Source organism: Corallococcus sp. CA054B, assembly GCF_003611625.1.
Lineage (GTDB): Bacteria > Myxococcota > Myxococcia > Myxococcales > Myxococcaceae > Corallococcus > Corallococcus coralloides.
This window is the reverse complement of the sequence record NZ_RAVY01000015.1, coordinates 1-19,227: the sequence shown is the minus strand read 5'-3', so window position 1 is coordinate 19,227 and position 19,227 is coordinate 1. Positions and strand designations below refer to the sequence as shown.

Below are 19,227 nucleotides of genomic sequence, written 5' to 3'. Positions count from 1 at the left end.
GGCATATAAACGCCCGGATGACCTCACGCCTCGCGCTCTTCGCGGCCCTGTGCCTCGGCTCCTTTCTCTTCGGTCTGTCGATGCTGGCAACGGCGTTCCGTGGCGTCGCCGCGCTCCCAGTGGCGTTGGGTCTGGGACTGGGCCTGCTGGCCCTCGTCATCGTCACCTTGCGCCGGGCGCCACGCTGGCGGAATGAGGGCGCCTTCACGCTCTCCGGAAGCGCCTGGCGGTGGCTGTCGTTGGCGGGGGCGCTGCTCTCGGGGCTCGGCGCGACGGCCGTCGTCCTCGACAAACTCGCACTGCCACTGCCGTTCGGCGAGTGCTTGGGCTCGAGCTGCGAGGTGTCGTACGCGCTCACGCCGCTCGTGTTCGTGTCCAGCTTCCTCGGCGGATGGCTCGTGTCCGCGGCGCTGTTGGGCGCCTACGGACTGCTGCGAGCCATCTCTTCAGCCGCGGTGTGGGCCGTGGGCGTGTCCGTGGGGACCGGCGCGGGCCTGCTCTACCTGATTGTGCACATGGGACCCTAGAAGCCCCGCAGCGCTCCACCGTCGCAGGCGATGGACTGGCCGCTGATGTACGCGGCCGGCTCCGACGCCAGGAACGTCACCAGCGCCGCGAACTCCTCCGGCCTCCCCAGCCGCCGCGCGGGGATGTTCGGCGCCACCTTCTCGTCGGACAGGCCCAGGTCCTTCATCCGGTCCGTCGCGTGGTAGCCCGGCAGCGCCGCGTTCACCGTGATGCCATACGGCGCCACTTCATTGCTCAGGCTCTTCACCAGCCCCAGCAAGCCCGCACGCAGGCCGTTGGACACCGTGAGGTTGTTCATCGCCTCGCGCGCCGCAGTGGACGTCACCAGCACGATGCGGCCCCAGCCCTGTGCCTTCATGCCCGGCAGCGCTTCTTGAATCGCATCCACCGTGGCCAGCCACAGGCTCTGGAACCCTGTCTGCCATTGCTCCACCGTGATGGCCTCGAAGCCTCCGGACGGCGGGCCTCCCGCGTTCACCACCAGCACGTCCAGGCCGCCCAGCTTCTGCGTCACCTCGCGCACCAGCCCGCGCGCGGCCCCGGCTTGAGTCAAATCACACGGCACCGCCAGCGCCGCGCCCAGCTCCTTCGCCGCCTTCTGGAGCTTCTCCCCGCCTCGCGAGGACACCGCCACCGTCGCGCGCTCCTTCACCAGCGTGTCCGCGATGGCGCGCCCCAGCCCCGACGACGCGCCCGTCACCAGCGCCCGCCTACCCTTCAAGCCGAAATCCATCCGCGTGCTCCTCCATGAAAGGGGTCAGCCGGCCGCGAATCAGCTTCGCCGCCCGGTCCAGGTCCACGTCGTCCGGCCGCTTCAAGTCCTTCGCCAGCTCCGACACGATGCCGCCCGCGATGGAGCCCACGCCGTAAGCCAACCGGTAGGGCACCCGGCTGAAGCTCACCAGCGTGTAGCGGCTGACGAACTCGCCCGGGAACGCGTTGAGCAGCACCTTCTCCACGCCCTTCTCCAACAGGAAGCGCGGATCCGCGGTGCTGTCGCGCATCTCGATGAAGTTCTCCACCGCCATGTCCGCGATGGCGTCCGCGTTCGTCTTGCGCAGCCGCTCGAACTCACGGAACGCCGCCGCCCAGTCCGTCTGCTTCGACAAGAGCGCGTCCAGCACCACGCAGTCCTCGAAGCCGCAGTTCATTCCCTGTCCGTAGAACGGCACGATGGCGTGCGCCGCGTCTCCCAGCAGCAGCGTGCTTCCTCCCGCGTGCCACGGCGCGCACTTCACCGTCACCATCTGCCCGGTGGGCCGGGAGAAGAACTCCTCCACCAGCCCCGGAATCAGCGCCTTCGCGTCCGGGAACTGCTCCTGGAAGAACGCCTCCAGCGCGGCGGGCGTCTGGAGCGACGCGAAGCTCACCGGCCCCTCCCACGGCAGGAACAGGGTGCACGTGAAGCTGCCGTCTTCATTCGGCAGCGCGATGAGCATGTACGTGCCGCGCGGCCAGATGTGCAGCGCGTGCTTCTCCATCTGGAAGCGCCCGCCCTCGCCCGGCGGAATCGTCAGCTCCTTGTAGCCATGTCCCAGCGTCTGCGAGTCCGCCTGGGAACCCGTCTGCGATTGCAGCGCCTGCCGCACCGCTGAACCGGAGCCGTCCGTGCCGAACACCACCGCGTCGCGCACCTCGCGCGTCGCGCCCGTGGCTTCGTCCAGCACCGTGAGCGCCCCCGCCGCCGGGTCGGCCTGCGTCACCCGCTGACGGAAGCGGATGGACACGCGGCCCGTCCCTTCCGCCTGTGTCATCAGGAACTTGTTCAGCCAGCCGCGCGAAATGGAATTGATGTGCTGCGAGTCATCCTTCCCATACGGCTGGAAGGCCAGCTCGCCCTTCACCGGGTGGATGACGCGCCCGCGCATGGGGATGGCGTGCTTCAGCGCCTCCTCCTCCAGGCCCACCTGCCGCAGGGCGTGCAGGCCGCGCGTGGAGATGGCCAGGTTGATGGAGCGCCCCGCGTCCAGCGTCTCGCGGCGCATGTCCGCCCGGCGCTCCAGCACCTCCACCGTGTGACCCCGGCGGGCCAGGTACAGCGAGAGCAGCGACCCCACCAGGCCCGCTCCCACCACCGTCAGCTTCGACTCATTCGAGGGCATGGGCCTCCAGCGCCTTCACGAAGCGGAAGACGTCCAGGTACGTGTTGTAGAGGGGCGTGGGCGCGGCGCGGATGATGTCCGGCTCGCGGAAGTCGCAGATGATGCCGGCCGCGGCCAGCCGCTGGAGCAGCCGCTTCGGCTCGCCCTTGAAGCGCAGGGACAGCTGCGCCCCGCGCTGCTTCAGGTCTCGCGGCGTGGTGATGGAGACGTAGCCCGCGGGCAGCCGGTCCAGCAGGAACTCCAGGTAGCCCGTCAGTTGGTCGCTCTTGGTGCGCAAGGCCGCCATCGTCGCCCTGTCGAACAGCTCCAGCGACGAGCGCAGCGCCGCCAGCTGGAAGATGGGCGGGTTGGACAGCTGCCACCCCTCCGCGCCCGGCAGCGGGTCGAAGGTGGGGCCCATCTCGAAGCGCGTGGCCTTGTTGTGCCCCCACCAGCCCTCGAAGCGCGGCAGCTGGGGCGAATGCGCGTGGCGCTCGTGCACGAACACGCCGCCCAGGCTGCCCGGTCCGCCGTTGAGGTACTTGTACGAACACCACACCGCGAAGTCCGGCCCGTCGTCGTGCAGCGACAGCTTCAGGTTGCCCGCCGCGTGCGCCAGGTCGAAGCCCACCTTGCAGCCCTGCGCGTGCGCCACGCGCGTAATCTCGCGCAGGTCGAACGCCTGTCCGGTGAGGTAGTTCACGCTGCCCAGCATCACCAGCGCGAGCTCCTTCCCGTGCCGCTCGATGGCCTCCAGGATGTCCTCGGAGCGCAGCGTGTCCTCGCCCTCGCGGGGCATCAGCCGGACGATGGCCTCCTTCGGGTCGTAGCCGTGGAAGCGCGCCTGCGACGCCACCGCGTACTGGTCCGACGGGAAGGCGCCGCCTTCAATCAGGATTTTGAAGCGCTCACGCGTGGGCCGGTAGAACGACACCATCATCAGGTGCAGGTTCACCGACAGGGTGTTCATCACCACGACTTCAATGGGCTGCGCGCCCACCACCCGCGCCACCATGTCGGTGAGCTGCTCGTGGTAGGGCAGCCACGGGTGGCGGCCGTGCACGTGGCCCTCCACGCCCAGCCGCTCCCAGTCCTCCATCTCCATCTGCACGTACTTGCGCGCCTTGCGCGGCTGCAGCCCCAGCGAATTGCCCGCCAGGTAGATGGCCGGCGCGCCGGAGGGGGCGGGGGGGAAGAGGAACTCGTCGCGCAGGGGCCTCAGCGGATCCGCTGCGTCCAGACCGTAGGCGAACACATCCGTGTTCTCGTAGACAGGGGCCGTCATGGTGCGAAGTCCTCGTGCGAGCGCCCCAGCCACTCCAGGGCATTGCGGGAGAGCAGCCGCTCGCGCACGGAAGGCGCCAGGTCCGTCAGCGACTCGATGAGCGTGCCGGGCCGCTCCTCGCCCAGCGGGAAGGGGTAGTCACTGCCCAGCGCCACCTTGTCCGCGCCGAACAGCTTCACGATGGAGCGCAGCGTCTCCGCGTCGTGCACCAGCGAGTCCACCCAGAACCTTCCCAGGTAGTCGCGCGGCGCGACCTTGTTGTCCACCGCCACCAGGTCCGGGCGCACTTCGAAGCCGTGCTGGATGCGGCCCAGCGTGCCGGGGAACGCGCCGCCGCCGTGCGCGAACGCGAGCCGCAGCTTCGGCAGCCGCTCCATCACCCCGCCGAAGATGAGCGAGCAGATGGCCAGCGACACCTCCGCCGGCATCCCCACCAGCCACGGCAGCCAGTACTTCGTCATCTTCGCCTCACCCATCATGTCCCACGGGTGCACGAAGACGGCCGCGCCCAGGTCGCTCGCCGCCTGGAAGAAGGGGAAGAGGGCCGGGTCGGACAGGTTCAGGTCATTGACGTGGCTGCCAATCTGCACGCCCGCGAACCCGAGCGTGCGCACGCAGCGCTCCAGTTCCTTGACCGCCAGGTCGGTGGATTGGAGCGGCACCGTGCCCAGGCCCACGAAGCGCTTGGGCGCCGTCGCCACCGCGCCGGCCAGGTGGTCGTTGAGGAAGCGCGCCACCTCCAGGCCGTCCTGCGGCTTCGCCCAGTAGCTGAACAGCACCGGCACCGTGGACAGCACCTGCACCTGGACGCCGTGCGCGTCGCACTCGGTGACGCGCTGCTTGGGGTCCCAGCAGTTGCTCTCAATCTCGCGGAAGAACTTCCCGTCGTCCCGCAGCATCCGCGCGCGGCAGGGCGCGTGGTGGTCCAGCGTGATGAAGCCGCCGTAGCCGAAGCGCTCGGCGAAGCGGGGAAACTCCGGGGGGAGGAGGTGCGTGTGGATGTCGACCTTCACTGGGGCGCACCACCCCGCGTCACCTTCGTGCCGCACTTCTTGCACGTGCAGTTGTCAGGGTTGCCGTAGAAGTGCTCGAACACCGGTGGCAGCTGCGTCACCAGGTTGGTGACGTGCAGCGACTCCTCATAGAGCTTCTCGCCGCACTTCGGGCACAGCCACAGGAACGAATCCAGTTCCTGCGGCTGGCGGCGGCGCTCCAGCACCAGCCCGATGGTGCCCGCGGGCCGCTGCGGCGAGTGCGGCACCTTGGGGGGCAAGAGGAAGATCTCGCCCTCGCGGATGGGGACGTCCTGCACCTGCCCCTCGTCGATGACGCGCAGGGTGATGTCGCCCTCCAGCTGGTAGAAGAACTCCTCGCCCTCGTTGACGTGGAAGTCCGTGCGCGAGTTGGGCCCGCCCACCACCGTGACCATGAAGTCCCGGTCCGCCCACACCTGCTGGTTGCCCACGGGCGGCTTGAGCAGGGGGCGGTGCTCGTCGATCCACTTCTTGAAGTTGATGGGGGTCAGTCGGCCCATGTCACTCGTCTCCAATGGTGGCGATGCACTTGAGTTCAATCGCGATGGGCGTGGGCAGCGCGTTGATTTCCAGCGTGGTGCGGCACGGCGGGTTGTCCTTGAAGTACTCCGCCCACAGCCGGTTGTACGTGGGGAAGTCCCGCTTCATGTCCGTGAGGTACACCGTCACGTCCACCAGCCGCTCCCACGACGAGCCCGCGTCCTCCAGGATGGAGCGCACGTTGCGGAACACGGAGTGGCACTGCGTCTCGATGTCGTACGAGACGATGTTCCCCGCCGCGTCCAGCTCCACGCCCGGAATGGCCTTGCTGCCGCGCTCGCGCGGGCCCACGCCGGAGAGGAACAAGAGATTTCCCACACGGCGCGCGTGGGGATAGAGCCCCACCGGCTCCGGGGCCTTCTTCGAATCGATCCGCTCGCCAGCGCTCACGTGTCGCTCTCCAGGCTCAAAGCTTGATGCAGACGTTCTTGGGCTCGGTGAAGAAGCGCAGCGCGTCCCAGCCGCCCTCGCGGCCCACGCCGGACTCCTTCACCCCGCCAAACGGCGTGCGCAGGTCGCGCAGCATCCAGGTGTTCACCCAGACGATGCCGCTGTGCAGCCGGGACGCGAACCGGTGCGCGCGCGCCAGGTCCTTCGTCCACACGCTGCCAGCCAGGCCGTAGCGCGTGGAGTTGGCCCACGACAGCACCTCCTCCTCGTCGTCGAAGGGCATGATGGTCGCCACCGGGCCGAAAATCTCCTCCTGGTTCGTGCGGCACGTGGGCGCCAGGCCCTCCACCAGCGTGGGCTCGATGAACCAGCCGTTCGCGCAGCGGCCGGGCACGCTCGCGCGCTGACCGCCGGTGAGGATGTTGCCGCCCTCCTGCTTCGCGAGCGCGATGTAGCCCATCACCTTCTCGAAGTGCTCGCGCGACACCAGCGCGCCCTGGTCCGTGCCGTCCACCAGCGGGTCGCCCACCTTGAGGGCCTTCGTGCGCGCGACCAGCGCCTCCTTGAAGCGCGGATAGAGCGAGCGCTGCACGAAGATGCGCGGGCCGCACAGGCAGATCTGCCCCTGGTTGGCGAAGGACGAGCGCAGCGTGGTGGCCAGCGCGTCGTCGAAGTCGCAGTCCGCGAAGATGACGTTGGGGTTCTTCCCGCCCATCTCCAGCGACAGCTTCTTGAACGCGGGCGCGGCCACGCGGGCGATCTCCGCGCCCGTGCGCGTGCTGCCGGTGAAGGAGATGGCGCTGACCTCCGGGTGGCGCGTGAGCGGCCCACCGACGTGAGGCCCCAGGCCGTGCACCAGGTTGAGCACGCCCGGCGGAATCCCCGCGTCGCGGCACACCTGCGACAGGAGGAAGGCCGTCATCGGCGTCACCTCCGACGGCTTGGCCACCACGCAGTTACCGGCCGCCAGCGCGGGGGCGATCTTCCACGTGAGCAGGTACAGCGGCAGGTTCCACGGCGAGATGCAGCCCACCACGCCCAGCGGCGAGCGCAGCGTGTAGTTGAGCGCCACGCCGTCCATGGGGTGCGCTTCGCTGGAGAACTGCGTCGCCGCGTCCGCGAAGAACTCGAAGTTGAGCACGCTGCGCGGGATGTCCACCGTGCGGGCCACCGACAGCGGCTTGCCCGTGTCGATGGACTCCGCCCGCGCGAAGGCGTCCAGGCGTTCGTGGATGAGCCCCGCGATGCGGCGCAGGTACCGCGAGCGCTCCATCGCCGGCAGGGCGGACCACGCGGGGAAGGCCCGGCCCGCGGCCTCCACGGCGGACTGCACGTCCGCCTCGCGCGAGTCCGGCACGTGCGCGTAGAGCTGGCCCGTCGCGGGCTCCGGCTTGTCCAGCCACTGGCCGCCCGCCGCGGGCACCAGCTCACCGCCGATGTAGTTGAGGACCTTTTCCAAGGCGCGCCCTCCTCAGGGAGACGCGGCAATGTATGTCGCGGCCGTCCGCCGCCTCCAGGATTCCGAACAGTCGGCGTCGGATGGCGCTCGCTTGCGCGGCCGTCTGGCTCCCAGCGTCTCCGGGACCCGCTCCACAGGTGAATCCTTGGTGGAATTGCGGGCCGGGCATGGAAAAGATTCGCGCATGACCTCGACTGTGGATGTAGCAGCCCTGGCTGGAATCCTGGACGCGGCGCGGCGCGAGCGGCGAGAGGTGCCGCCCCTGTCGCACGCGCACCCGACCCTGACCGTGCCGGATGGCTACGCGGTGCAGGCGGAGGGCATCCGGCTGCGCGAGGCCCAGGGCGAGCGGGTGGTGGGCCTGAAGATGGGCTTCACGTCGGAGGCGAAGCGCCAGCAGATGAACCTGGGCTCGCCCATCTTCGGCGTGCTCACGGACCGGATGCGCGTGCAGCCGGGCGGCGTGGTCAGCGTGGGCGCGGGCATCCACCCGCGCATCGAGCCCGAAATCGCCTTCCGCACGTCGAAGGAGCTCAAGGGCACCGTGACGCGGGATGAGGTGCTGGACGCGTGTGACGCCGTCTTCGCGGCCATGGAGGTCCTGGACTCGCGCTTCGTGGGCTTCAAGTACTTCAGCCTGCCGGACGTGGTGGCGGACAACGCGTCGTCGTCGCTGTTCGTGCCGGGCACCCTGGAGCGCGCCCCGCGCGAGCTGGACCTGACGAAGCTCCAGATGCGCATGGAGGTGAACGGCAAGGTGGAGGGCGAGGCGCGCTCGGACGCCATCTCCGGCGACCCGGTGGTGTCCCTCATCCAGCTGTGCGCGCTGCTCGCGGAGCGCGGCCAGGTGCTGCCCGCGGGAAGCCTGGTGCTGTCCGGCGCGGCCACCGCCGCGTACCTGATGAAGCCCGGCGACCACGTGCGCCTGTCCGTGGACGGGCTGGGCACCGTGGAGGTGACGGCGGCGCCATAGTCCGGCGACGCCTCAGTACAGCAGGCCGTCCTTCGGCTGGACGGGCGGAGGCAGCTCGGCTTCGCCCAGCATCTGCCGCAGGTTGATCTCGATGGTGCGGCACAGCGCCGTCATGGGCGTGTCGCTGACGGCGTCCTCGAAGGGGGTCTCCACGTCGCGGCCCACCGCGTCCAGGGCGATGAAGAGGAACGCGATGATGGCGGTGACCAGCGGCGTGAGCACGCCCAGGTCCGCGACGACGCCCAGGGGCAGCATGGCCAGGTAGGCGCGCACCATGGCGTGCGGGAGGATGTCGTACTGGCGGGGCAGGGGCGTGTTCTTGATGCGCTCGCACGCGCCCAGGTGGTTGGTGAGCTCCGTGAGCGTCTCGTCCATCGACACGCGCATGTAGACCTTCTCCGGGTGCTCGATGTCGCTGTAGATGCGGCGCATGCGCGTGCCCATCCACAAGAGGATGGCGGCGGGCACGTTCTGCTCCACGCGCAGCGCCTCCAGCACGGACGGGCGGAAGAACGGGGTGATTTCCGGGAAGGGGTCCTGCCGCCGCAGGTGGCAGCGCAGCGCGTTCACGAAACCGATCTGCGCGTAGACGAGCTCGCGCGCGTCCTCGGTGATGCCCTCGAACATGCTGGTGATGCCCCGGGGTGTCTCCACGCCCGGGTGGAGGAACGTGGCCAGGTTCGCGCGGGGCGCGCCCGGGCCGCGCAGGTCGCGCGCGTGGCCGAACTGGTCGCGCACCGCGCCGTCGCCCACCTTGGACCAGGCGGGCGCCAGCGCGGGCCCCTCCGGCTGCACGGCCACCTGGACCAGTCGGGACGCGGCGGAGGGCGTCTCCGGGGTGCCGTCGCTGCGCTGGGCGCGGGGCGCGGGCAGGAAGGTCAGCACCTGCCGGGCGAGCGTGCGCGACGCGTTCACCAGCCCGCCCCAGATGGTGCGCGCCTCCCACCAGCGCTCGTAGGCGGAGTTGTTGCGGAAGCCGAGCAGCACGCCCAGCGCCGCGGCCAGCAGCGTCACCGGCAGCGCCGGCACCGACAGCCACCTGGCGCCCAGCGCCTCGTAGCCCAGGGAGATGGCCAGCGCGAGGGCGATGTGGACGACGACGGGGCGCCCCGTGTAGCGAAGGATGATCCGCCAGGACAGCATCCGACCGACGATCATCTCGCGGGGCTCCTCTGCGGCGCGGGTGCTGCGTGAGGAGCTGGATGTAGTGCTGCCCCGGAGGCGCGGCAATGCGCCGCGTCACCTTCGCGCCTTCCTCCGGGCCGGAAGTCCCCTCCGCACGCCCGGGGAGCGTGCGGAAGCGGACGGAAGGACGCGTGCGCCCGTCAGGCCCGCGACTTGGTGAAGACGATGCTCGCGCCCGTCGCCGGCACCGTCACGGTGAAGGTGCGCTCCACGGTGGCCAGGCCGTTGCCGCCGCGCGACGCCAGCTCCAGGAAGAACGCGCCCGTGGTCTTCAGGTGGAACGACTGCGCCCACGACTCGGACAGCGCCTTGAACGCGCCCTTGAAGACGGCGGGCGAGCGCTGCTCGCTGTTGCGCAGGTCCAGCAGGCCCGCGCGCAGGTCGTGCCACTTGGACACGGTGCCGGGGTTCTTCTGGATGACCTCCGCGAACGTCAGCATGCCGTTGCCCAGCAGCCCTTCGACGTACGCGAAGTGCCCGACGAGCGGATTCTTCTTCAGGGTCGCGGCGGCCATGTTCGCGGCCATGGCGGCGGGCCAGTCATGCTCCAGGTACGCCTTCCACAGGGGCGCGTAGACGGACTCACGCACCGCGGGCCGGTCGCGGCACGGCACGCCGTACCAGGGCAGGGCCCGGGCCAGCGCGCGAGCGAACGCGGAGTGGGCGTCCGGGTCCGCCGCGTGGGTGATGACGTCGCGCAGCGTCCGGTTGTCCAGCTTCAGCTCCACCCGCGTCTCAATCTCCTTGCCGCCGGAGGCGTCGCGGATGCGCTTGAGGACGTCCTCCTCCTCGGCGTCATCCAGCGCGCCCCAGACGATGGCCTCGTCCACGGCCTGGCGCAGGTCGTGGTCCGACAGCTTGCGAGCGTCATGGGCCAGGAGCAGGTACAGGCCCAGGTCGAGGTCCGCCACGGTGGGCGACTTGCGGAACTCCGCCATGTCCGCCTTGAAGTCCGCGGTCCAGTGCATGTACGGCGTGAGCAGCGTGCCCTTGTAGCTGCGCACGCCCAGGAACGAGACGCGCTGGGGCGACTCCTTCTCCAGGCTGTTGCGCTGCACCACCTGGGTGAGCTCGCGCGTGTCGCTGCCGCCCAGCGCCCACTTGCCCAGCTTCAGGGCGAAGCCCCAGGCCTTGGACTCCTTGTTGACCTCCTTCAGCAGGCACTGCTCCAGCGCCATGCCTTCGGCCTGCACGCGCTGCATCGCGCTGTCCATCCGTCCGGACACCAGCAGCGGGTGCAGCACGCGGGCCTGGGCGTCGGTGCACACGGTGGACAGGAGCGTGGTCTGCTCGCGCAGGCGCAGGTATTCGTAGCGGAAGCCCGCCTCGAACTTGGACTCGGCCAGGGCCTGGACGCGCGTGCGCACGTCCGTGCGGAGCTTCTCCCACTGCGTGCGCAGCGCCGTGGTGTTGGCCTCCAGCTCCCCGAAGCCCAGCCGGTCCAGGATGATGCGCAGGACCTTCGTCTCGTTCTCCGACAGCTTGCGCGCTTCCAGCTTCGTCATCAGGGAGTCGAACTCGGACAGCGGCACCGACAGGAGCCCTTCGAGCACGTGCTCCACCTGGGAGACGACGGCGGCCGGGTCGGTGAGGCTCGCCTCCACGTGCAGGCTGGCCGTCACGCCCGCCTCGCGCGCCACCACCTTCTTCACCTGCACGCGCACCTGACCGGCCGCGGGGCGGGAGAAGACGACGGCGTAGTCGTCCACCACCTTCACCCTGGCGGACACGGTGGCGCCCGCCTTGGCCTCGAAGGCGACCATCGTGCTGGCGGACAGGAGCTTCGTCAGCGTCTGGAGGTTGGACGTGTAGACGTCCGTCCAGTCCAGCGTCGCGGTGACGGACAGCTCGCCGCGCGCCTGGAAGGCGATGGCGTCACCCACGCCCAGCCTGTCCAGCGACGACGTGAGCAGGGGCAGCCGCAGCTCCGGCGCGTTCTTCTTCAGCGCGTCGCGCGCCTTCGTGTCCTGCGTGTGCCGGTGGTAGTCCGCGAGCAGCACGCGCACGTCGCCGTTGGCCGCGAGCGCCACATAGGGCAGCGGGAAGCCGACGTCCGCCTTCACGCGCGCCTCCACGCCGTACTTGAGCCACGCCTGGTCGCCGCCGTAGACGAGCGCCGGTGCCAGCTGCGTCGTCGCGTCGCCGGGGGCCTCGCCCACCACGCCCGCCGCGTCCACGTCCGCCGGGGCGTCATAGCCTTCAATGAAGCCGCGAGCGGACACGTCGAACGCGAACGTCAGGGGGCCCAGCTTCTCTCCCGCGGGCAGCGCGTAGCTGGCGGTCGGCAATTCCACGCGGATGTCCGAACCCTTGAGCGGCGCATCCGGCAGCACCTTCGACACTTCGTCCAGCAGCACCAGCTTCCACGACATGACGGCTCCCTCCCCGACGTCCACGGAAAGGCCGCATCCTACATCGCCGGTCCGACGTGGGAGGCCGGACGTGAAGCGGGCGCGAGCGACCCACCAGGGAGTCGCGCCACCGGTTCAGGGCACGTCGTGGACCTGATGGAGCGCGGGCGCGCCGTCCGCCTTCACCACCAGCGGCTCGGGCATCAGTCCCTGGATGCACGAGCGGATGCTGACCCGGGTTTCATCCACGGGCTCCAGCACCAGCGACGTCGTCCGCGTGGGGAGCGCGCGCGGCCACTGGCCCTTCTCCGCGTGGACCACGTCGACCTCGGCCAGGGCGATGAGGGCCTCGGAGCGCAGCGTGCGCAGCTCGATGGCTTCCAGGTCCTCGGACGACAGGCGCACCGATGGGGCCTCCGCCTGACGGAAGTACTCCCCGGCCTTCCAGGCCTCCAGGGCCGCCAGCGAGCGGCGGCGCTCCTCTGTAGGTTGATCCGCCACGGCAATGAGGCGGTCCGCGTCCTCCACCCACTGACGCCACTGGAGCCGGCGCGACAGGGCCGAGGGCTGTTCGGGCGCGTCGAACCACGTGGGAGGCAGCGCGGCGCGGCCTTCGTCGGTGAGCAGGTCGCGGAAGGCATGGAGCTGCGCGGCGACGGACTCCTCGTGCAGCGTCAGGGACACCGGCGGGAAGCCTTCATGCAGCCGGGTGAGCTGCGAGATGGCCTGGCGCTTGCGGGACAGGGAGGCCGCGTCGATGGCGTCCGCGCAGGCCCGCCACGCGCGCGCATGGCCGGCCGCGGACAGCCGCTGTCCCACGAGCCCGCCGCCCAGGGCCAGCTCCCGGCTGAGCGCGAGCGTGTCCAGGCACGTGTCCACCGCTGGATCCGCTTCCCCCCGCGAGACGAGCCGCCGCGTCTCCAGCGCCGCGTCCTCCATCACGTGGCGAAGCGCGTGGATCAGCGCGTCCCGCCGCGACACCTCCGGACCGGCCAGGGGACGCAGGTCCTCCGGAAGGCCACCGGACTCCGCGTGGGTGGCGGCGAGCACCTGCCGCAAGAGAGGCAGGCCCTGCTCCAGGGCTTCAAGGCGGGAGGCGGGAAGGTCCGTCACCGGAGCGCGTCCCTCCGTCACGGCCTCCAGGGTCGCGGCCTCCGCCGCGCTGGGAGCTGGCGTCGCGCGGGCCTGCTGGAGCAGCGCGGGCAGGAGCGGAACCATCGCGTCCCCGAAGGTGCCGGGCCGCGTGGCGGTGATGTGCGCCGGACGCGGGTGCTCCGCGTGCGTCAGCGTGTTCACCTCACGCAGCAGCCGTGCCTCCAGCGCCTCGGTGCGCAGGTGCTGATGCGCCAGCGCCCCGAGGCTCACGAGGACGGACAGGGACACGCCTCCCATGAGGGCGGGGAGGGGGCGCTTCAAGGCCATCGGGGACGGACTCCAGGAGGGGGACCTGGAATCTCGCACGAAACGCCGGAACCCCAACAGCCTCCCACGGAGCGCGCCGTTGGCTGGCGGGCAGGAGGCCCACCTTCAGGTCATGGCGCCTGTCAGGTCCTCTACCGGGCAGCCGCACCCGACCGGCGCAGCAGGAGATCCGCCAGCTCGCGCGCCTGCGAACGGATTTCCGGCACGGCCGTGGTCTCCCACAAGTCCCCCCGCCGCGTCGGACCCAGCGTGAAGAGGTGGGCGGAGGGCTGTCCGCGTGCGTCCAGCACCGCGCCGTCGGGCGCCGTCGCCAGCCCCATGCCCAGCGAGTCCGCGCGGGCCTGTCCCGACTCCAGCAGGCCACGCAGGACAGGCTGGCCGTGAGAGGCCGGATTCGACTCAGGCCCGGTGCAGTTGATGACGTGCTGCACGCGCAGCACCTGGGGCTCGCGCTCACCCCGGGGACGCAGGTGGACCGCCACCGCGTCCGGCTCCAGCTCGAAGCGGAGCACGCGGCCCGAGTGGAGCACCAGCCGTCCATCGCGCCGCCACGCGTCCATCACGTCGTGGATCTCCGGGGCCATGCGGTGGCGGTGCACCTCCCAGTACGCCCGCAGGTGGCGCAGGAACCGCCGCCGCTCCGGCTCCGACAGCCGCTGCCACAAGGGCGTCGTCACCGGCCGCAGCGAGTCCACCGCCGCGCGCCAGTCCGCGCCCGCCGCCGCCTGCGCGTCGACCTCCTGGCGCATCGTGCGCAGCACGTCGCGGACGCGCAGCGTGCTGAACGGCACCACGCTCTCCGCGGAAGGGGACGCGGCCTGCGTGGCGGTCTCCGCGTCGCGACAGCGGTCCATCTCCCGGCGCACCGAGCGCAACAGCTCGCGGATGCGCAGGGGCTCCGCCGCCGCGGGCGTCTTCGCGCCGTGCGCGCGGTGCGGGTGCGGCAGCAGGCCATGGCGCGACAGCGCGTGCACGGGGGCCTGATGCTCGCGCTCGCCCAGCGACAGCACCGTGTCCACCATGGTGAGCGCCGTGCCGATGAGCAGCACCGACTCACCGGCGCCGATGCCCTCCAGCGCCCCGGGCACCCACGGCGAGCGGTGGTAGCGCGCGCTCGCGTACAGCCCGCCGTCCGGCACGCGCAGGTCCGCGGGCATCGCGTTGCCCAGCGCCAGCACCGCGCACCTCGCCTCCAGGCTCTGGCCGCTCGCGAGCGACACCTTCACGCCGTCCCCGGTGTCCACCACCGCGGTCACTTCGTCGCGCGGCGTCTCCAGCTGGACGCCCGGCGCGGCCTTGGCGGCGGTGTCCTTCAGCACGAACTCCAGGTACTGGCCATAGCGGCGGCGCTCGGCGAACGCGGACGGCGGCGTGTCCGGTGCCTCCAGGCGCAGCCAGCGCAGGAAGTGCTCCGGGTCGTCCATCCAGGCGCTCATGCGGCCCGCCGGCACATTGAGCAGGTGCCGCGCGCTGGGGGTGGAGTACGCGACCCCCCGTCCCAGGCGCTCCCCCCGCTCCACGAGGGCCACGCGCAGGGGCGAACGGGCGCCCCGCAAGAGACAGGCCGCCAGCAGTGTTCCGCTGGCGCCCGCGCCGATGATGATCACGTCCTGCCGGGAGTTCACCGCGCGATTCTAGGGCCGGCCCCCCCGGATGCCATCCCTCCCGAGCGTCATCATCCGCTCGGATTGTCCGTCGGCCCACGGCCCCTGGCCCTCCGGGCCCACCGCCGCAACCCACCGTGGGACGGCGGGGCCCGGCGGACCTCAAACCGCCTGGCGTGCCCCGGGCTCCACGGGGAGGGAAGGGGCAGGGGGCGCGACCGCCAGCCGCTCCCCGATGCGGGTCAGTCCCTCGCCATCACGGGCGCGCGCATGCACCCGCGGATAGTCGGCGAACGCGGTGCCCAGCCACCGGTCCAGCACCACGGTGAACAGCCCGTAGTGCCCCTGATAGCGGGCGTGGTGCAGCGCGTGGAACGTGGGGGTGAAGAGGACGCGGCCCACCCAGGACGTCACGAAGCGCTTCGGCAGCCACTCCGTGTTGCCATGCCCGAACGCGTTGAGGACGTAGTTGGTCAGCATGTAGGCCAGGACGCCGGCCTGCGAGCCCGGCATCAGGTGCGTGGCCGCGAAGTGCATGCTGAGCCCGCCGCCCAGCAGCACCACCCGCTCCATCACGGAGAACGACAGCGCGGTGAGCGGCTCCGTCACCTACGCCACGTGGTGCTGCGCGTGGAAGCGGTAGAAGCGCGGCAGGTGCAGCAGCCGGTGCGTCACGTAGAACCACACCTCGAAGCCCACGAACATCCACGCGTACGACCACAGCGCCGTGGACAGGCTGGCCGGCGCCGTCAGCGGCCCGGTGAAGGACCGGAAGGTCCAGATGAGCACCGCGTCCGTCAGCACCACGCCCGCCGCCGCCAGCGCCTCGCTGCGCAGCTGCCCCTTCGACAGCTCCCGCCGGTACACCCGGAAGCGCTCCGCCAGCCGCGTACGCCACACCAGCCAGCCGCCCGCCACCGTCAGCAGCTTGAGGGTCCCGGAGATGAGCAGGACGAGCAGGAACAGCATCGGCAGCGACGGATTGTCGGGCAGCAGCAGCAGCATCACGGACCTCGCGAAGGCCAACACACCCCCCGGGCCAGCCTGCCCGGACACCCCATGGATAATGCCCGTTCCTGGTTATTGTCAAATCTGACAATAAGGCATCCGCGTTGAACGGAGGGGCCCGGTGGCTAGGATGGGCCGCGATGGCATCCAAGCGTCCCCAGGGCCGCGCTCCGGCCCGGCGCACCTCCGCTCCCCGTCGTCCCGCGAAGCCCGCCGCGCCCCGGAAGCGGCGCACCCCGGAGGAGGCGCGCGAGGCCATCCTCCAGGCCGCCGAGCCGCTGCTCGTGGAGCAGGGGCCGGACCGGGTGGGGCTGCAGGCGGTGGCGAAGGCGGCGGGGGTGAGCCACGCGCTCGTCACGCACTACTTCGGCACCTACGAGGCCCTGGTGCGCGAGGTGCTCCTGCGCCGCAACGAGCTTCTGGCCGCGTCCTTCCGGGAGCACCTGCTCTCGGGGGACACGCCGCCCGACGCCGGAGCGCTGCTCGAGCGCTTCTTCACCGTGGTCCAAGAGGGGCAGCACAGCCGGCTGATGGCGTGGGCGCTGCTCACCGGCCGCGCCGAGCACATGCCGTTCGTGCGCGCGCAGGGCCTGCGGCTGTTGGCGGACGCGCTGGAGTTCCAGGCAGGCCGCGTGGCGCAGGCGCAGGGCACGCCGCCGCCCTCGCGCGACACGGTGGACATGACGCTGCTGGTGGCGCTGTGCGCGTCGCAGTGGTTCCTGCTCGCGCGCGAGGTGCTGCTGCCCGTGATGGGCCGCCCGGCGGACGCCACGTCGGACGCGCGGTTCCGCGAGGTGCTCGGCGGGATGCTGGAGCGGTCGCTCGGGGTGAAGCCGCCCGGCGGAGGCTGATCAGGTCCAGTCGGCCTGCGAGCGCTGCGCCTGCACGAAGGCGCCCGCCACCGGCAGGGTCACGCGGAAGACGCTGCCCCGGCCGGGCGCGCTCTCCATCGTCAGCGTGCCGCCCAGCGACGTGACGATGCCATGGCACACCGCGAGCCCCAGCCCCGTGCCCACGCCCAGCGGCTTGGTGGTGAAGAAGGGGTCGAAGATGCGCTCGCGGTGCTCGGGCGCGATGCCGCAGCCGGTGTCGCGCACCTCCACCAGCACGTGGCCGGGCTCTCCGGGGCGCGCCACCACGCGCACCTCGTTGCCCTCCGCGTTCCCAGGGGGGATGGACTGCGCCGCGTTGAGCAGCAGGTTCAAGAACACCTGCCCCAGCCGCGAGCCGTTGCCCTGCACCGGCGGCACGCCGTCGCACTCCACCACCAGCCGCGCGCGGTGCCGCAGCTCGTGCATGGCCATCTTCGCCGCCGTGCGCACCACCGCGGCCAGCTCCGCGGGCCCGCTGCCCACGTCCTCCGCGCGCGACAGCGTCTGCAGGTCGCGCACGATGAGCCGGATGCGCTCCGCGCCGTCGCGCGTCTCCGCCAGCGCTTCCAATATCTCCTGCCGGTCCTGCTCCGACAGGCGCTCCTTCTGCTGCAGCTCCTGGTGGATGTACTCCAGGTTGCTCAGGATGAAGGCCAGCGGGTTGTTGATTTCATGACCCACGCCCGCCGCGATGCGCCCCAGCGCGATGAGCCGGTCCGCGAAGAGCAGCTGGGTCTGCGTCGCGTGCAGCTGCTCCAGGCTGCTGGACAGCTTCGCGTTGGCGGCCTCCAGCGCCGCGGTGCGCTCGTGCACCGTCTCTTCCAACAGCCGGTTGTCCGCGCAGGGCGTCTCCACGGCGCACCGGACCTTGGCGCCGGGGCCGGGGCCCAGGCGCTCGAAGGCCTGGCGGAGCGTGCCCCGCCGCCGCGTCATCACCGCCAACCGCCCGACCTTCGCTCGTAACGTCATCGCGGCCCGCTCCACCCACGTCCATCCCCGGCCGTCACCGCTCCTCGGGGCGGGGGTCCCTGCTTTCGGGCACGGCCTGTGGACGACCATCCAACACTGCCGCCCCGTGCCCGGCAAGGTGTGCGCGAGTACGTGATGCTGTCGAGCGGACACCGCTTGGGTTTCACGTCCCGACTGTCATTTTCCACTGGGGATTCGGGCGCGCGGGAGTTGAACACCGCACGCCCGGAGGCATCTGGACACACGGCCGGGGTGGGGCCGAGGTCGTCCATGCCAGCGCGTTTCACCACTGGTTCAACACAGGTGCGTTTCGCTTCAGGCGCCGCAGTCCGCGCGGCAGCTGTCCGCCGTGGTGCCGGAGCCCGCGTGCTCGGTGAACTGGCACACGCCGTCGCCGCAGCGGAACAGCTCCGTGGGCTTCACGCGCGTGGTGATGGCCGGGTACGTCTTCCCGTTGTACGTGCAGTGCGTGTAGTAGGGCTGGCTGGGGTCCGCCTTGGTGCAGAACTGCGCGCAGCTGCCAATGTTGGTGATGGGCGCGCAGGAGTCCGCCTTCAGCGACAGGCCGCACGCGCGCGTGGAGCTCTCCGCCGCGCTGAAGTCGCGGTCGCGCGCCGCGAACAGGCCGTCGTTGGTGAAGAGGTTGCCGAAGAAGCACGCCTCCCTCGCGTTGAACTGCGACAGCTCCTCGGCGGAGTAGGGAATCGCCGCGCCCTCCGCCGTGCGGCCCAGCACGGACAGCGCGATGTGCAGGCCGTACTTGTTCGCGTGCGCCGCCAGGCACGCGCTCACCGCCTGCTGCTCCGTCACCGTCGCGGCCTTGCCCGCCGCCCAGCCCGGCGCCAGGCCCAGGTTGCCCGGCCACGTGTACTTCTCCCCGGTGGCCGTGGACTGGAAGGTGCGCGTCTGCCCTTCCGGCACCGCGCACTTCACGATGTACGCCATCACCATCGGCGCCGTGTCCGCGTTCTGGCTGAACCACTCGTTGAAGCCCTGCGTGGACAGGCCGTTGACGGTGAGCCCGTTGACGGTGAGCCCGTTGACGGTGAGTCCGTTGACGGTGAGCCCGTTGACCGTCAGCCCGTTGTCCACCTGCTGCGCCTGCTCCGCCGACGCGGGATCAGCCCCCAGCACGGCATCCTCCGGCATCGCGCCACCGCAACCCGCGAGGGCGAACAGCGCCCCCGTCATCAACACCGCCTTGAGGGGTTGGCGTGAGGCAACTCGGTTCCACCACTCGCTGCATCCACTTCCAGGCCGAAAAGCAGGGGTGAGGCGCATGTAGGGGCTCCCGCTCGAGGGAAGTCGGAGGTCCGACTTCCAGAATGTCAGGCAGTCCAGGCTTTCAGCTAGAAAGGTGCTGAAACTGTCAGACAGGGGAATCGTGACGGATTCAGGATCTAAAATAAATACGTCTTCGTCAAAAAATTATGGTGTGGGTCCAATTCTCACGGGGTCAGACGTGTGCCGGTGAAGGGCATGGGACCACAGGCGACAAGTGGGATACGGCGGGGGGAGGAGGAGTG

The 19,227-nt window shown here is 70.7% G+C and carries 18 protein-coding genes; 3 read left to right on the top strand and 15 right to left on the bottom strand.

Going from position 1 to position 19,227, the window contains the following annotated elements:
* The first annotated feature begins 17 nt into the window (after nucleotides 1-17).
* The gene (locus D7V80_RS06105) at nucleotides 18-527 is read left to right on the top strand and encodes a hypothetical protein (RefSeq protein WP_120587259.1); all 510 of its coding nucleotides are present in this window, start codon (nucleotides 18-20) and stop codon (nucleotides 525-527) included.
* Here D7V80_RS06105 and D7V80_RS06100 read toward each other — a convergent pair.
* From D7V80_RS06100 to D7V80_RS06070, 7 genes are read right to left on the bottom strand one after another with little or no spacing between them, the layout of a single operon-like run.
* A complete protein-coding gene (locus D7V80_RS06100) occupies nucleotides 524-1,261 on the bottom strand; it encodes an SDR family oxidoreductase (protein WP_014393716.1) in 738 nt (245 codons plus the stop codon). The two genes, D7V80_RS06105 and D7V80_RS06100, sit on opposite strands and share 4 nt — an antisense overlap.
* Complete coding sequence (locus D7V80_RS06095) at nucleotides 1,239-2,630, bottom strand: NAD(P)/FAD-dependent oxidoreductase (protein WP_120587258.1); 1,392 nt, start codon at nucleotides 2,628-2,630, stop codon at nucleotides 1,239-1,241. The genes D7V80_RS06100 and D7V80_RS06095 overlap by 23 nt, the downstream gene beginning before the upstream one ends.
* On the bottom strand, nucleotides 2,617-3,894 hold the full coding sequence (gene kynU, locus D7V80_RS06090; RefSeq protein WP_120587257.1) for a kynureninase: 1,278 nt from the start codon (nucleotides 3,892-3,894) through the stop codon (nucleotides 2,617-2,619). Before kynU ends, D7V80_RS06095 begins: the two co-directional genes overlap by 14 nt.
* Complete coding sequence (locus D7V80_RS06085; RefSeq protein WP_120587256.1) at nucleotides 3,891-4,907, bottom strand: amidohydrolase family protein; 1,017 nt, start codon at nucleotides 4,905-4,907, stop codon at nucleotides 3,891-3,893. The genes kynU and D7V80_RS06085 overlap by 4 nt, the downstream gene beginning before the upstream one ends.
* Nucleotides 4,904-5,428 (bottom strand): 3-hydroxyanthranilate 3,4-dioxygenase, encoded by a 525-nt coding sequence (nbaC, locus tag D7V80_RS06080; RefSeq protein WP_120526285.1) that lies wholly within the window; start codon nucleotides 5,426-5,428, stop codon nucleotides 4,904-4,906. The genes D7V80_RS06085 and nbaC overlap by 4 nt, the downstream gene beginning before the upstream one ends.
* A gap of 1 nt (nucleotide 5,429) precedes the next feature.
* Complete coding sequence (locus D7V80_RS06075) at nucleotides 5,430-5,858, bottom strand: RidA family protein (RefSeq protein WP_120587255.1); 429 nt, start codon at nucleotides 5,856-5,858, stop codon at nucleotides 5,430-5,432.
* A gap of 16 nt (nucleotides 5,859-5,874) precedes the next feature.
* Complete coding sequence (locus tag D7V80_RS06070; RefSeq protein ID WP_120587254.1) at nucleotides 5,875-7,317, bottom strand: aldehyde dehydrogenase; 1,443 nt, start codon at nucleotides 7,315-7,317, stop codon at nucleotides 5,875-5,877.
* A 184-nt stretch (nucleotides 7,318-7,501) separates the two neighbouring features.
* On the opposite strand from D7V80_RS06070, the gene D7V80_RS06065 reads away from it, so the two are divergent.
* Nucleotides 7,502-8,290: a 2-keto-4-pentenoate hydratase gene (locus tag D7V80_RS06065; RefSeq protein WP_120587253.1), complete on the top strand. Its 789-nt coding sequence runs from the start codon at nucleotides 7,502-7,504 to the stop codon at nucleotides 8,288-8,290.
* A 12-nt stretch (nucleotides 8,291-8,302) separates the two neighbouring features.
* Here the strand turns inward: D7V80_RS06065 and D7V80_RS06060 are convergent, their stop codons facing one another.
* The 6 genes from D7V80_RS06060 to D7V80_RS42590 form a co-directional block, all read right to left on the bottom strand.
* On the bottom strand, nucleotides 8,303-9,448 hold the full coding sequence (locus tag D7V80_RS06060) for a bestrophin family protein (RefSeq protein WP_120587252.1): 1,146 nt from the start codon (nucleotides 9,446-9,448) through the stop codon (nucleotides 8,303-8,305).
* 167 nt (nucleotides 9,449-9,615) lie between these two features.
* Nucleotides 9,616-11,847 carry a hypothetical protein gene (locus tag D7V80_RS06055; protein WP_120587251.1) on the bottom strand — a complete coding sequence of 744 codons (2,232 nt, stop codon included), beginning with the start codon at nucleotides 11,845-11,847 and terminating at the stop codon, nucleotides 9,616-9,618.
* Nucleotides 11,848-11,961: 114 nt separating this feature from the next.
* A complete protein-coding gene (locus D7V80_RS06050; RefSeq protein ID WP_120587250.1) occupies nucleotides 11,962-13,248 on the bottom strand; it encodes a hypothetical protein in 1,287 nt (428 codons plus the stop codon).
* 131 nt (nucleotides 13,249-13,379) lie between these two features.
* On the bottom strand, nucleotides 13,380-14,873 hold the full coding sequence (locus D7V80_RS43595; RefSeq protein ID WP_120587249.1) for an FAD/NAD(P)-binding protein: 1,494 nt from the start codon (nucleotides 14,871-14,873) through the stop codon (nucleotides 13,380-13,382).
* Between the two features lie 141 nt (nucleotides 14,874-15,014).
* On the bottom strand, nucleotides 15,015-15,461 hold the full coding sequence (locus D7V80_RS42595; protein WP_233585170.1) for a sterol desaturase family protein: 447 nt from the start codon (nucleotides 15,459-15,461) through the stop codon (nucleotides 15,015-15,017).
* Nucleotides 15,462-15,878, bottom strand: a complete 417-nt coding sequence (locus tag D7V80_RS42590) for a hypothetical protein (RefSeq protein WP_233585169.1) — start codon at nucleotides 15,876-15,878, stop codon at nucleotides 15,462-15,464.
* 122 nt (nucleotides 15,879-16,000) lie between these two features.
* On the opposite strand from D7V80_RS42590, the gene D7V80_RS06035 reads away from it, so the two are divergent.
* Nucleotides 16,001-16,711, top strand: a complete 711-nt coding sequence (locus D7V80_RS06035; protein ID WP_120587248.1) for a TetR/AcrR family transcriptional regulator — start codon at nucleotides 16,001-16,003, stop codon at nucleotides 16,709-16,711.
* Here D7V80_RS06035 and D7V80_RS06030 read toward each other — a convergent pair whose 3' ends face one another.
* Both D7V80_RS06030 and D7V80_RS06025 read right to left on the bottom strand, forming a co-directional pair.
* Nucleotides 16,712-17,701 (bottom strand): sensor histidine kinase, encoded by a 990-nt coding sequence (locus D7V80_RS06030; RefSeq protein ID WP_120587247.1) that lies wholly within the window; start codon nucleotides 17,699-17,701, stop codon nucleotides 16,712-16,714.
* A gap of 315 nt (nucleotides 17,702-18,016) precedes the next feature.
* On the bottom strand, nucleotides 18,017-18,892 hold the full coding sequence (locus tag D7V80_RS06025) for a hypothetical protein (RefSeq protein WP_120587294.1): 876 nt from the start codon (nucleotides 18,890-18,892) through the stop codon (nucleotides 18,017-18,019).
* Between the last annotated feature and the right edge of the window lie 335 nt (nucleotides 18,893-19,227).

Excerpts from the sequence above, each read along its gene's own strand:
- D7V80_RS06105 (WP_120587259.1), top strand. The coding sequence starts at position 18 with ATGACCTCACGCCTCGCGCTCTTCGCGGCCCTGTGCCTCGGCTCCTTT.
- D7V80_RS06100 (WP_014393716.1), bottom strand. The coding sequence starts at position 1,261 with ATGGATTTCGGCTTGAAGGGTAGGCGGGCGCTGGTGACGGGCGCGTCG.
- D7V80_RS06095 (WP_120587258.1), bottom strand. The coding sequence starts at position 2,630 with ATGCCCTCGAATGAGTCGAAGCTGACGGTGGTGGGAGCGGGCCTGGTG.
- kynU (WP_120587257.1), bottom strand. The coding sequence starts at position 3,894 with ATGACGGCCCCTGTCTACGAGAACACGGATGTGTTCGCCTACGGTCTG.
- nbaC (WP_120526285.1), bottom strand. The coding sequence starts at position 5,428 with ATGGGCCGACTGACCCCCATCAACTTCAAGAAGTGGATCGACGAGCAC.
- D7V80_RS06065 (WP_120587253.1), top strand. The coding sequence starts at position 7,502 with ATGACCTCGACTGTGGATGTAGCAGCCCTGGCTGGAATCCTGGACGCG.
- D7V80_RS06060 (WP_120587252.1), bottom strand. The coding sequence starts at position 9,448 with ATGATCGTCGGTCGGATGCTGTCCTGGCGGATCATCCTTCGCTACACG.
- D7V80_RS06055 (WP_120587251.1), bottom strand. The coding sequence starts at position 11,847 with ATGTCGTGGAAGCTGGTGCTGCTGGACGAAGTGTCGAAGGTGCTGCCG.
- D7V80_RS06050 (WP_120587250.1), bottom strand. The coding sequence starts at position 13,248 with ATGGCCTTGAAGCGCCCCCTCCCCGCCCTCATGGGAGGCGTGTCCCTG.
- D7V80_RS06035 (WP_120587248.1), top strand. The coding sequence starts at position 16,001 with ATGGCATCCAAGCGTCCCCAGGGCCGCGCTCCGGCCCGGCGCACCTCC.
- D7V80_RS06030 (WP_120587247.1), bottom strand. The coding sequence starts at position 17,701 with ATGACGTTACGAGCGAAGGTCGGGCGGTTGGCGGTGATGACGCGGCGG.
- D7V80_RS06025 (WP_120587294.1), bottom strand. The coding sequence starts at position 18,892 with ATGACGGGGGCGCTGTTCGCCCTCGCGGGTTGCGGTGGCGCGATGCCG.